Here is a 12,872-nt window from a genome sequence, read left to right as displayed (position 1 = left end):
CCCGCTAACGGGCCGGCGCCAGCCGCCAGGCCAGCTCCACGTAGAGCTCCCGGCCGCGGCCGGGGAAATAACGATAATTGCCGAAGGCGAAGTCGGCGCGGTCGGCGTAGTCCCGGTCGGTGACGTTGTTCAGCCGGGCGCGCAGGCCGAGCCGGGGCGAGAGATCGAGTTCGGCGCCCAGGTCGAGGAGTTCATGGCCCGGATAGCGGTGTTCGTTCTCGGCGTCCAGGTAGTAGCTGCCCTGATGGCGCAGATCCGCGCTGACAACGTAACCCGGCGCCGGCTCCCAGCGCAGCTTCAGGTTGGCGAGCGTCTGCGGCGCCGTGTCCACCAGGTTGCCGGAGACGAAGGTCTCGCCGCGGTCGGCCACGAGGTCGAAGCGATAGGTCTGGCGCGTCCAGGTGCCATCCAGCGACAGGCTCAGTGTGTCGGTGAGCAGCCAGTCGAAGTTCACCTCGACGCCGGCGTGCCGGCTGGCGCCGCCGCTCACGTTGAAGCCCTCCGCGTCCCGCAGGACGCTGTCCTGCTTGTCCATCAGGAACCCGACCAGCTCCAGCCGGACGGCGTCGCCCAGGCGGCGATAGCCGAGCTCGAGGCTGTCCACGCGCTCACTGTCCAGGTCGGCCACTTGCTGGCCGTTCTGCAGGCGATAGAGCTCGGTGGCCTGGGGCGCGCGGAAGCCCCGGCGCAGGTTCGCGAACACGGCCTGTTCAGCGTCCAGGCGGTAGTTGAAGCCGAGCTTCGGGGCGAGATTGGTGAAATCGTCGCTGCGATCGGCGGGACGGGTGTAGAGGCAGCCGCCGAAACCGCAGGGCGTGCCGTCGTCCCGCGTGTTGCCCGCGAGCATGAGGTTGTCGTAGTCGTAGCTGAGGTGCTCGAGACGCAGGCCGAGTTCCAGCGTGAGCCGCTCGCCGATGGTCGGCGTCCAGTGCAGGAAGGGTGCCGCCGACCAGGCCGATACCTCGTAGTCGTATTGCTTGCCCGGCGGCCGGGTTTCGACCAGGAAGGACGGACCGGCTTGCACCGGGCCGTCCTGGGTCTGGCGCAGCCAGCCGTCGGACCACTCCACGTCGATGCCGGCGAGCAGCGGCAGGCTGCCGCCGGTGAAATCGAGCACGCCGTTCACGCCGGCGCTCACCTGGCCGTTCTCCTCCAGCGGCTGTCCCGGCAGGAAGTGCTGCAGGAAATCCATGTCCGAGCGCCGCGCGTAGGCCGTGAGATCCAGCTCGACCGCGTCGCGGCTGAAGGCGGTCCAGCGGGCGCTGAGCCGCTGCGCGTCGGCATCGCGGAATGCCTCCGGGTTCGGATTGCTGCGGTTGACGTCCGGGTCCTCGTAGGCGTCCTCGCCGAGGATGAAACCGGCGGTCTCCTGCTCCAGGTGGGTTGCGGCGAAGGACCAGCGCACCTCGCGGCCGGCCACGGGGGTCACCAGGTTCAGGTTCAGCTTGCCCTGTCCGTAGCCGGAATCGTCGCGGAAGCCGCCATCCTCCTCGCCATGCAGCCGCAGCACCCAGGGCGCGGTTTCGCCCCCCGCCCAGCGCGCCGAGCCCCGCAGGTAGTCGTTTGGCCCGGCTTCGGCGCTGAAGCCGCGGCGACGGTCGCTGCGCGGGTCGGGTGTGATCACATTCACCAGCCCGTGCAGCGCGTTGGAGCCGTAGAATGCGCTGCCCGGCCCGCGTACCACCTCGACGGCGCTGGCCTGTTCCGTGTTCACCTCGAACAGCTGATTGACGTTGCAGAAGCCGGTGGGGCGGACGGGCAGGCCGTCCTCGAGAAAGAGGAACGCACCGCAGGAGCCGGCGCCGGTCAGCACGGGCGAGCGGATGGCCGTCAGGTGCTCCTGACCGCTGCCGCGGCTGATCCACGTGCCCGGCATCTCCAGCATGAGTTCGTGCACGTGGTGATGCCCCAGCGCCTCGATCGCCTCGCCCCCGATCCGCGCGGCGTTGCCCGTCGCCGTGATGAGGGGCTGGTCCCGACGGGTCGCGGTGACCACGATCTCCTGGATCGGTTCCGCCGTCGCCGTGTCCGCCGCAACGCCGGGCGTGGCGGCCGCACAGAGTGCGGCGACCGTCAGGAGCGCCGGTGCGAGGCGCGCTCCGTGTCCGGGGCGCAGCGGCATCAGCCCGGCTTCCCGACCTTCTCGAAGATGAGGCTCACCTCGTCGCCGATGCGATAGTAGCCGTGGCGGGTGCGCATGTGCTCGAGTGCCTCGTCCCGCTCGCGCTCCGTGGCGTACCAGTGGCATTTCTCCCAATCCTCGTCGACCAGGTTGTTGAACGGATCCGAGGGCGGCAGCGTGACCCGGATGCCCCAGGGGCGGTCCTGGCCGGCCCGGTCCTTGTCGACGAGATTGTGGCGATGGGCGTATTCCATGACGGCTCGCAGCTCGGCTCGCGGTGCAACGGGAGGCGGGATTATAACGGGTAGCCGGGCCGCGTCACCGCCGTTCGTCCGGACGCGGCGGGCGGTCGCCGGCGCCCTCGCGGTCGGCCCAGCCCAGCCAGCGGCGGGTGACGAGCAGGTAGAGGCGCTTGCCGGAAGCCATCCAGATGCGCGAGGTCCAGGCCGGCGTGGCGAGAATGCGCCGCTCCCGGGCGGTCAGGGCCTCGGGTCGGTAGGTGCGTTTGTGCTTCAGGAAGTGACGCAGGTCTTCCCGGGCCAGCAGGCGGAACAAGGGGCCGCGGCGCCGGCTGACCGAGGCCAGCTGAAAGTCGACCAGCGCCGGCATGCCGTCGTCGTCCACCAGCCAGTTCGGCTCCTTGGCCAGATCGTTGTGGGCGACGCCGGCACGGTGCAGCCGCCGCAGCAGCCGGAAGGCCTCGCGAAAATAGCGCGCATCCCGCGGCCGGGCTTCGTGCATGGGGCGGCCGGTCAGCCACTCCCGGTCCAGGCCCCACGTGCCCTCACGCAGTACGGACGGGGTACCCGGCACGGCAGCCAGCACGGCCAGCGCGCGCGCCTCGCGGCGCGCGAGGCGACGTGCCAGCCAGCGCGACCACAAGGGCGCCGCGCCGACGTCGCGCCGGACGCAGTTGCGGTCGGTCGCATCTCGCACCCGCAGGACGCGGCCGAACGTATCGCTCTTCAGTAATTCCGTGCTTTCCATGGTTCCGTGGCGCCGTCCGCCTTCGCCGGGATAGCGCCCGCGGCGGGATTTGGCCAGAATGACCCGCTCGGGGCCGTCCACCGGTCCGTCCGCCGGACGGACCGGTGGACGCATGATAACCGCCGGGGTGCGATGAGCCAGCCGGGCAAGAAAAAACAGGACGGCCGGGATCCGGACGGCTTCTTCGTCGCCGGCGGGCCCGTACAGCCGGGCCGGGGCTGTTACGTGCGCCGGGCGGCCGACCGCGAACTCGGACGGCTGGTGCGCGCCGGCGAGTACGTCCAGGTCATGGCACCGCGCCACATGGGTAAATCCAGCCTGATGGCCCGGCTTGCCGAGGAGCTGCGCGGCGAGGGCCGCCACGTCGCGGTCGTCGATCTCACCCAGGTGGGCGCCCGCGATCGACCGGACGATCTGGGGCGCTGGTTCTACAGCTTCGCTTTCCGTCTGATCCGCCAGCTCCGTCTCAAGGTGGACCTGCAGGAGTGGTGGCAGGACAAGGCGGTGCTGACCAACCGGCAGCGGCTTACGGAGCTCTACTGGGACCTCATCCTGGAGAGCACGAGCGGGCCGGTGACCATCTTCATCGACGAGATGCAGTGCCTGGACAACTTCCCCGGCGTCGAACAGCTGCTGGCGAGCATCCGGGCGGCCCACAATGCCCGTGCCGCGGAGCCGGCGCTGGCCCGGCTCAATTTCGTCATGCTGGGCATGAGCGTGCCGGAAGGCTTCGACACGGATTCGGAATACTCCCCTTTCGCCGTCGCCCAGCCGGTGGTGCTGCGCGACTTCCGGCTGCATCAGCTGGATGTGTTCGGGCCCGCGCTCGGGTTGCCGCCGCCGCGGGCGAAGGAGGCGCTGGAGCGGATCCACTTCTGGACCAACGGCCAGCCCTATCTCACCCAGAAACTCGCCCGTGCCGTTGCCCGGGCGAAAATGCGGGAGGCCGACCTCGAGGACCCGGCATTCGTCGTCGACGCGCTGGTCTACCGGCTGTACCTGAATCCCTCGGCGCTGCGCAACGAGCCCCACCTCAGCTACCTGCACCACGCGCTGACGGAGCCGCGCAAGGAGCACGACGAAATCCTCGCGGTGTACGGCCGCGTGCGCAAGGGTGGCAAGGTCATCCTCGACCCGGAATCGTCGGCGCAGCGGCGTCTGATCTCCCAGGGCCTGCTGGTGCCGACCCGTGGCGGCACGCTCGCGGTCCGCAGCCGCCTCTACCACCAGGTCTTCACCGCGCGCTGGGCCAACGAGCAGCTGCCTTTCCGCTGGCGGCGCATCAGTGCGGTGGCGGCGGCGGTCCTGCTCACCATTCTGATCCCGATCTGGTACACGCAGTTCCTGCCGCGTCCGTGGACCGCGGTCCTGACCTCGGCTTCCGCGACCCTGCCGGAGGCACGCCAGGCCTGGGGGACGCTCTCCCGGCTGCCGGGCCACGGGGGCAGCGCGGACCGCATGTTCCTCGACTACCTCACGCGCATGAGCCGGGGCGCTGCGGACGTCACTGCCGTGGAGGCGGCCGACGAGCTGCTGCGGGCACTGCCCGGCGCGGAGCCGCTGGCCGACCAGCTGGTGGCGGAATTCTGGGACCGCAAGGCGCTGGCGGCCGAGTTCCGCCACGAGCGCGACGCAGCCCTGCTGGCCAGGCTGCGCTCGCTGGTGGAGCCCACCGTCGAGCGCCGGCGGCGGGCGGCCGCGCTCATCGGCGCCGACTACGACCTGCTGGCCGCGACGCTGCGCGTGCCGCGGGGGTTCGATCAGGCAGTGCTCGACCGGGACGGGCGCCGGCTGATCGCCGTGCGTGGCAACAGTGTGCATGCCTGGCGCATCGACCGCCTGCCGCCGGTGGCCGAGCCCGCCTGGGACGCCACGGCGCTCGCGTTTCTGCCGGCGGTCAGCCGCCGCCAGGTTCAGGCCGAGGGCAGGGCCGGTGCCGGCCTGGTGCTGGAGGCCCAGCTCGATCACGACCGCCCCTTCGACCTCAGCATCACGCTGACCGCACCTTCGGGCCGGAGCGTGACTTTCCAGCCGGGCCTCGCCGGCGCGTCTCCGCTGCGCCATCGGTTCACGGCCGAAGCGGGCGGCGCGCTGGCGCCGCTGGCGGACGAGCCGCGTGGCGGCACCTGGACGCTCGCCGTGGCCGATCGGGTGCCCGGCGTCACCGGCGCGCTGGCCGGATGGAGCCTCGATTTCGGGGACGTCCGGGCCGACGGCTCGCCGTCCGGCCCGCCGCTGCCGCTGGAGGACCCGACACCGGAATCCGCCTCTTCGCTGTTCCTCGGCCCGGCAGGCCGCTACGCCATCGCCGTGCCGCCGGCAGGCGATGCGGCCGCGCGGGTCTGGGATCTGGCCTCGCTCAGCCCGGTGTCCACGCTGCCGATCACCCGGGAAGACCGCATCATCGGTTTCGTGCTGGATCAGCGTGTCGTGCTGGTGCATGGCGCTGCCGGCATCGAGGCATGGACCCTGTCCACCGGCGATCCGGTCGAGCTGCCGGGAGTCGGCCGCGAAGCGACGCTGAGCGCTCTGTCGCCGGACGGCGAGATGCTCGCCCTGGTGAGCGCCGGTCCGGAGCGGGCCGTGGAGGCTTTCGACCTCATCGAGGGCCGCGAGCTCGGCGCCACCGCGGCCGGCGTGGACCACGGCGCCATCGCGATCGCGCCAGGGGGCCGCCTGGTGGCCGTCGCCGATCCGGACCGCGCCGTGCGCATCTGGAGTTTCGGTGACGAACAGCCCGCTGCCGAAGTGGACCCGTCGGGCCAGCCGGTCGCGCTGGACTTCGACGCCCGGGGCGGCCGTTTGGCCGTGCCGCTCGCCGACGGCGGCCTCACGCTGTGGCGTGCCGGCGACGGCGGGGCGGGACGCGTGCGCAGCTTCCCGGGACCAGGCCCGTGGCAGGTGAGTTTCGATGACACCGGCGACCACCTGCTGGTGGGCTCGGCCGCCTCCGGCTTTCGCCTGTTGGGCCAGGACCTGGAGACCCTGGCCGGGCCTCTGCTGAGGGGCGGCTTCGCGAACGCCCAGCCGGTCTGGGCCGCCCACCGGTACGCGGACCGGCTTGCGCTGACGGGCAGCCCCGGCGAGGGCTGGATGCGCGTGTGGCGCCTGCCGCCCCGACCGGCGGCCGTCGGCCGCGGCGAGCCAGGTGCCGTGACGACAGTCGCGCTGTCTCCGGATGGCGGGACGATGGCGATCGGTACGCGCGACGGCAGCCTGCGACTGCAGGCGGTCCGCGATGAGCCAGGCAGTGGCTATCGCAATGGCAATGACGGCGACGGCGGCGCCGTCGACGAGCCGGCGGCAGAGCGGATCGACTATTTCGGCCATGCCCGCGCCGTCTGCTGCGCTGCGTTCAGCCGCGACGGCCGCGTGCTGGCCAGCGCGGCCGTGGATGGCAGCCTGCGGGTGTGGGATGCGGAGGCAGGCGAACCGAGAGCATTCATTGCACTGCAGCCGAGCGCCCATCCGGTCAGCGCGCTGGCGGTGTCCGCCGACGGCGGGCGGGTGGTCGTGATTGCCGGGCCTCATTTGCGAATCTGGGATGCCCGGGACGGTAACCTGCTGTCGGAGCGTCAGCCGGGTGCCCGCATTACAGCGGTCGGGAGCCTGCCGGGGAGCGAGGGATTTCTGTTCGGCGATGCATCCGGCAGTGTGTGGCGGCTGGCCGGAGACGATCGGCTGGAGCGTCTGGCCGGCGTCGGCGGGTCGATCACGGCGCTGGCGCCCAGCCGCGACGGCGGCATCCTTGCGGTCGCCACCGCCGAGGGCGCGCTGCAGCTGCTGGACATGGCCGATCGGCAGCTGAAGGGCGCGGCGGATCCGTTGCCCGGGGCGGCGAGCTCGCTGGCGTTCAGCGCCGACGGCGACCACCTGGTCGCGCGCAGCGGCCACTGGCTGCATCGTTATCGCCTGTCGGTATTCCAGTTACTCCCGGAGTCTGCCCGGCTGCTGCCCGCCACGGTCATTCGCGGTGGCATGAGCCTGGCGGGCGACGACGACGCGAGGGTACGGGTGCTGGCCGGCTACGGCGCGCCGCGGCCGACGGCCGTGGATTTCGGCGCGGCCGACGTGGCGCCGCTGCAGGGCGAGTCGGCCGTGCTGGTGGAGCAGTGGCGGGACCGCCTGCGGGCGGGTGCGGCCCTGGTCAGCGAGCCGGCCCCCGCAGGGCCCGAACGACCATCTCCAGGCGCCGCGCCGTGACCCGCCCGGGCGGCAGGGGTGCGGCCGCCTGAAGTTCCACGCGGGCGCGGAAACGACGCGGCCGCTTCAGCACTGCCCGTCCGCCCCGGCGGCTGAACCAGCTGTCCCATAGACCGCGCAGTGCCATCGGCACGACCGGCACCGGCCGCCGGGCCAGCATGCGCTCGATGCCGGGTCGGAACTCGCCGATGCGGCCGTCCGGCGTCAGGGCGCCCTCCGGGAAGATGCAGATCAGGTGGCCGGCCGCCAGTTCGTCGTCGATGGTGCGGTAGGCGGCCTCGAGCAGGGCCTCGTCGTCACGGCGCGAAGCGATCGGGATGGCGCGGGCGGCGCGGAACAGGTAGGACAGGAACGGTACTGCGAAAATGCGGTGGTGCATCACGAAACGTACCGGACGGCGCACCAGCCCGCCGATGATCAGCGCATCCACGAAGCTGACGTGGTTGCAGGCCAGCACCGCCGGTCCTGTCTGCGGAATGTGTTCGAGCCCCCTGACCCGTACCCGGTACATCACGTGCACCAGCAGCCAGGCAGAGACTCGCAGCAGGAATTCCGGCAGCGTCACGCAGAGGTAGAGTGCCACCAGGGCATTCACCACGGCGAGCACCAGAAACAGCCCCGGCAGCGTAAGGCCGGCGGCGAGCGCGGCCAGGGCCAGCGCGGCGGCGAGCACCATGAACAGGGCATTGATGATGTTGTTGGCGGCGATGATCCGGGAGCGGTGCCGCTCGGCGCTGCGCTCCTGCATCAGCGCGTACAGCGGCACGCTGAACAGGCCGCCGAACACCCCCAGCAACAGGAAGTCGATGAAGACGCGCAGGACGCCTTCCCGGGCGAAGGTGGTGACGACGCCGGCCTGCTCCGCCGCCACCCCTGTCGGGTGCGCGAGGTACACGTCCAGTGCGAACACCGTGAGTCCCAGTGCACCGATCGGCACCAGACCCAGCTCTATGCGGCGTCCGGACAGCCGCTCGCAGAGCAGGGCGCCAAGGGCGATGCCGACGGCGAAGGCTACCAGCAGCACGGTGGCGACGCCCGGGTCGCCGCGCAGGATCTCCGCGGCGTAGACCGGCAGTTCCGAGAGGACAACGAAGCCGAAGCTCCAGAACCAGGAGATACCGAGGATGGCGAGTAGCACACTGCGCTCCTCGCCCGCGAAACGCATGATGCGCAGTGTCTCGGCGAACGGATTCCAGCGCAGCACCAGGTCCGGTTCGGGCGGCGGTGCCTCCGGGATGAAGCGTGAGGCGGCATAGCCTGCCGCCGCGAAGACGAGCAGCAGGAGCGCGAGCAGCACCGACCCCGGGCCGCCCGCCGCAACGGCGAGACCGCCGATCGCGAGCCCGAGGATGATGGCCAGATAGGTGCCGCCCTCCACCAGCGCATTTCCGCCGATGATCTCTTTCCCGGTGAGGGTCTGGGGCAGGATCGAGTACTTCACCGGACCAAACATCGTGGACTGCAGCCCCATCAGGAAAACCAGCGCCAGCAGTGCGCCGCCGTGGGCGGCGGTGACGGCGAAGGCGGCGAGCAGCATCAGGGCGATTTCGGCGAGCTTCACCCGGCGTATGAGCAGTGCCTTGTCGTACTTGTCGGCGAGCTGCCCGGCGAGAGCGGAGAACAGGAAGAATGGCAGGATGAACAGGGCGGCGCTCAGGTTGACCGCCAGCGAGGGTGCCAGCCCCCCGATGCTCACGGCGTGGAAGGTGAGAAGGAAAATCAGCCCGTTGCGCAGTACGTTGTCGTTCAGCGCGCCGAGGAACTGGGTGACGAAGAACGGCAGAAACCGGCGTTCCCGCAGCAGATCGAACTGGCTTCGTACAGACTCCGCCATGGTGCTCCCCGGCAAGGGCCCCCTTGCCGGGGCGGCCTTCGTGGCGACGTCGGACAATGGTAACCGACGGTATTGTGTGACGGTATTGGGTCGTGGCAGGGGCGCGACCTGCGTCACGGGACAGGTCGATCCTGCGTGATAGTATTTTCGGCGTTTCGTGCCGCCGGGCAGAGATCCGTAAACCAGTGAAACAGCGAATCTGCAGCGTACTCCTGACCGTCGCCGTCCTGGCGGCGGCGGGCTGTGTGCCCGAGCCTCCGCCCCGGACCACGGCCGACTTCCTGGACGATCCGATCGCTCTCGAGGCGACGCTGGCCCGCTGCAATGCCGACCGCACCCGCACGCTGCGCGAGCCGGAGTGCCAGAACGCCCGGGAGGCGGCACACCGCATATCGGTGGAAGAGGAGGAGGAGCGGCTGCGCAAGCTGGAGGCCCAGTCACAGCGCAAGCTGGATGAGCTGCGGGCACTACAGCGAGCGGCCGACGAGGCCCGCCAGCGTGCCGAAGAAGCCGAGCGCCGCGCCGAGGAGGCGGAGCTGCTGCGGCAGCTGTTCGAGGGCGGAGCTAGCGCGCCCGGCGACGGGAACGGAGCGCCCGCAGGGGCGCCGGCCGGGCCAGCGCCGGGCGACGATCCGGTCGCGGGGGACACTCAGTCCGGTGACCGCTGACGGGCACGCGGATCGGGCGTCGCCAGTCCGGCCGGCCCGCCTCGTCGATGATCCTGCCCGCGGCCATGACGTCGTTCGGGTTTATTCGTCAGGTTCCACCGGTTCGAAGGTCTCCGGCTCTTCCTCCGGCGGTGGCGGTTCACCGGCGCCATCGCCGATACCGTAGGTCCGTACTTCCGGTTCCGGCCCGTCGCGCGCCGGCGTGGATGCGCCGTCACCGCTCGTCTCCTGCGCCGGCGGCGGCAGCGCCGTGCCGTCCTCTGGCGTCAGGCGGGTGAGGGTGGCGACGAAGCGCCGCGCCTGCACGGGGGCGGTGACGCCGTCGGCCGAGAAGATCGACTCCGCGCCGACGCCCGGCGTCGCGTAGAAGGCGGCATTGGCGGAATGGTCGATGCCGAGGGCGGCGCCGTCGACGGCCACGCCCAGGAACAGCCCGCGGGTGCGTGAGTAGGAATACACCTCGGAGCGGAGACGGATATCGGTGCTGGCGGAGGTGTAACGGCCCACCGGCCCGGCTGCCACCGATGCATCGGCGCCAAGCGTCAGCTTGCCGTCGGTGATGCCCTCCACGCCGCGACGATTCTTGAATACCAGGATCAGATCCGAGGACTGCGCGCCCGCCTGCCAGCCGACGCTGCCGCCGGTGACGGTGATGAAACTCGGCTGGCTCCACTGACCGTCGGGCTGACGCACCACAAGCACGCCCTTGCCCCGCCGGACGCCGACGACGAGACCCACCTTCAGCACGTCCGGGATGACGGCCACGCCGTAGGCGCTGCCGAGCAATGCCGGGGGGATGCCGTCCTCGGGGATGGCGGCCAGCTGTTCCAGGACTTCGGTCGCGTTGATGAGGCGCTGTTCTTCCGGCGTTTCGGCCCGGGCGGCACCGGCCAGCAGGACGGCCGCGCACAGCCAGGCGGTCATCAGGATTCTCATTGGCTCGCTCGCTCTCTGGTTCGCTGTTCGGGTATTCCGGCGGCAGCCACCCGCAGGCGTGCGCGGCTCCGGTCCGAAGTGATTATTGAACTGGCAATATGAAGTGGCAATAGGATGCGAATGATACGCGATTTCGCCGAGCGGCGATCCGGCCCGCCTCAGTGCTCCGCCACCTCCGCGGCGAGCGGCGGCAGGGGGCAGTCCAGCATGGCGCACACGGCGCGCAGGAGCTCCGCCTCGGCCAGGGTGGTGCGCCGGTCGTGCCGGATCACCGCGATCAGTGCCACCACAACCCGGCGCCGGGCCCGGCCGGAGAGGTGTCGCAGGATCTGCAGCGAGGCGTCCAGTTCCTGCTTCCAGTCGGCCAGTGGACGATAGGGCGGCCACTCGCCGTCCAGTGTGGCGACGCCGGCCTCGTAGGCGCGCCGGCTCGACTCCTCGCTGCGTGCGCCGTGGGCCGCCAGGGTGGCGAGCAGCCGGTGCACTGCGGCGCGGGCGCCGCGGCGGCCGATGCCCGTGCCCTCCCGCCGGGCCTCGGCGCGGGGTGCCAGCGCCTCTGACAGATGTCCGCGCAGCGTTCGCGTGAAACAGTATTCGTAGAAATCCAGGGCGCCGTCGAGGGTACTGAGTTCCTCGCCGAGTTCGACGAGGAAGGCGAGCTGAGCCTGCGGCCGGTCCTTCAGGGCCGGGAAGGCGAGCTCGAGCAGCGGCAGACGGTAGAGTGGGCCGAGGGCAGCGCAGTCCTCATGCAGCCTCTCCACGCGTCGGGTGCGGGCATCGCCGATCCGGCTCTGCAGCAGTGCCAGCTGGCGTTGCCGTGCCGCGGGTTCGGCGTGCAGGATCAGCGCCAGTGCCAGCAACACCGCGCCGTCGCGGGAGTGCGCCGCATGGTGCACCTCTTCCGGGATCGTGCGCCGCAGGCGGCCGGCGAATGCCACTTGCTCGTCGCCGGGATTGCCGATGCTCGCGGTGATACGCTCGGCATCCATGGGCATCTCTGCGGCGCCGGTCGCTCCCGCCGCGCCGGCCGCCCCGGCCGCGAAACCGGCGACCCGGCCCTCGTCTTCGGCGGCTCCTCCGCCCGGCGTTATCTCCGCCAGGCTGTCCGGATCGAAAGACGGATCCAGGGCCAAAATGCGCTTCTCGAGCGGCGGATGGGTGGCCATCAGCCGGGTGAACGAGCGGCCGCCGAAGGCGAACAGCATGTGGCTCACCTCCTCGGGATCGGCGGCGCGGAAGCGCGAGCCGGCGCTCGCGGCGGCGATCTTCTTCAGCGCGCCGGCGATGCCCTGTGTCTGGCGGGTGAACTGCACCGCCGAGGCATCCGCAAGATACTCCCGCTGTCGGGAGACGCCCGCCTTGATGAGCCGGGCGAACAGCACGCCGATGGAGCCGATAAGGAACAGTCCCACGCCGATGACGAGCACGACCGGCGCGCCGCCCCGCCCGGAGCGGCCGCTCAGGCGAACGTGACGTGTCCCGCGCAGCACCATGCGGCCGGCCAGCGCGATGGCCAGGATGCCGAACAGCAGCCCCATCAGCCGGATATTCAGGCGCATGTCGCCGTTCAGAATATGGCTGAACTCGTGGGCGACCACGCCCTGCAACTCGTCCCGGTCCAGCGTCTCGAGCGTCCCGCGGGTGACGGCGATCGCCGCATCGCCCGGGTTGAAGCCGGCCGCGAAGGCATTGATGCCCGGCTCCTCCTCCAGCACGTAGATCTCGGGTACCGGCACGCCCGAGGCGATGGCCATCTCCTCGACCACGTTGCGCAGGCGCAGCCGCAGCGGATCCTGCACGTCGGTGGGCACAGGCGTCGCGCCGAGTTCGCGGGCCACCTGCCCGCCGCCGTCGGAGAGACGCGCCGTGCGGTACAGGCTCGCCAGTCCGATCACGGCCGCCGTGGCCAGGGCGACGCTACCGAGCAGGCCCGAATTCGCGGAGAGCCGGCCTCCGTTCAGCAGGCCGGCGGCGGTCTCAGGCTGCATCAGGGCGAGAGCGGCCGCCACGATAAGAGTTACCGCCGCAATGATGACGGCGGTAGCGAGCAGGAAGACCGCGACCAGCCAGCGGCTGGTGCGCCGACTGCGGTCCTGGGCCTCGAAGAAGTTCACGGCGGCTA

The 12,872-nt window shown here is 71.0% G+C and carries 8 protein-coding genes; 2 read left to right on the top strand and 6 right to left on the bottom strand.

Translation table 11 applies throughout. From position 1 onward, the window contains the following. Window positions 1–4 precede the first annotated feature (4 nt). The 3 genes from ACJMKX_RS07250 to ACJMKX_RS07240 form a co-directional block, all read right to left on the bottom strand. The gene (locus ACJMKX_RS07250) at window positions 5–2,122 is read right to left on the bottom strand and encodes a TonB-dependent receptor (RefSeq protein WP_405223103.1); all 2,118 of its coding nucleotides are present in this window, start codon (window positions 2,120–2,122) and stop codon (window positions 5–7) included. After that, window positions 2,122–2,376, bottom strand: a complete 255-nt coding sequence (locus tag ACJMKX_RS07245) for a hypothetical protein (protein ID WP_405223101.1) — start codon at window positions 2,374–2,376, stop codon at window positions 2,122–2,124. Before ACJMKX_RS07245 ends, ACJMKX_RS07250 begins: the two co-directional genes overlap by 1 nt. 64 nt (window positions 2,377–2,440) lie before the next feature. After that, window positions 2,441–3,223 (bottom strand): serine/threonine protein kinase, encoded by a 783-nt coding sequence (locus ACJMKX_RS07240; RefSeq protein WP_405223098.1) that lies wholly within the window; start codon window positions 3,221–3,223, stop codon window positions 2,441–2,443. Window positions 3,224–3,241: 18 nt separating this feature from the next. Here ACJMKX_RS07240 and ACJMKX_RS07235 point away from each other — a divergent pair, with 18 nt between their 5' ends. Then, the gene (locus ACJMKX_RS07235) at window positions 3,242–7,312 is read left to right on the top strand and encodes an AAA-like domain-containing protein (RefSeq protein ID WP_405223095.1); all 4,071 of its coding nucleotides are present in this window, start codon (window positions 3,242–3,244) and stop codon (window positions 7,310–7,312) included. Here ACJMKX_RS07235 and ACJMKX_RS07230 read toward each other — a convergent pair. Further along, entirely contained in the window at window positions 7,257–9,146 is a 1,890-nt protein-coding gene (locus ACJMKX_RS07230) for an MFS transporter (RefSeq protein ID WP_405223093.1), read from the bottom strand. The genes ACJMKX_RS07235 and ACJMKX_RS07230 overlap by 56 nt on opposite strands. 185 nt (window positions 9,147–9,331) lie before the next feature. On the opposite strand from ACJMKX_RS07230, the gene ACJMKX_RS07225 reads away from it, so the two are divergent. Next, window positions 9,332–9,814 (top strand): EexN family lipoprotein, encoded by a 483-nt coding sequence (locus tag ACJMKX_RS07225; RefSeq protein WP_405223090.1) that lies wholly within the window; start codon window positions 9,332–9,334, stop codon window positions 9,812–9,814. Window positions 9,815–9,895: 81 nt separating this feature from the next. Here the strand turns inward: ACJMKX_RS07225 and ACJMKX_RS07220 are convergent, their stop codons facing one another. Together ACJMKX_RS07220 and ACJMKX_RS07215 are read right to left on the bottom strand one after the other, a co-directional pair. Further along, window positions 9,896–10,750: a lipid-binding SYLF domain-containing protein gene (locus ACJMKX_RS07220; protein ID WP_405223087.1), complete on the bottom strand. Its 855-nt coding sequence runs from the start codon at window positions 10,748–10,750 to the stop codon at window positions 9,896–9,898. A gap of 158 nt (window positions 10,751–10,908) precedes the next feature. Beyond that, window positions 10,909–12,864, bottom strand: coding sequence for a M48 family metallopeptidase (locus ACJMKX_RS07215; RefSeq protein WP_405223084.1), 1,956 nt, complete (start codon window positions 12,862–12,864; stop codon window positions 10,909–10,911). Between the last annotated feature and the right edge of the window lie 8 nt (window positions 12,865–12,872).

It is taken from the genome of Lentisalinibacter sediminis (assembly GCF_040706615.1).
Taxonomy (GTDB): domain Bacteria; phylum Pseudomonadota; class Gammaproteobacteria; order Steroidobacterales; family Woeseiaceae; genus Lentisalinibacter; species Lentisalinibacter sediminis.
This window is presented reverse-complemented; position numbering and strand designations above follow the sequence as displayed.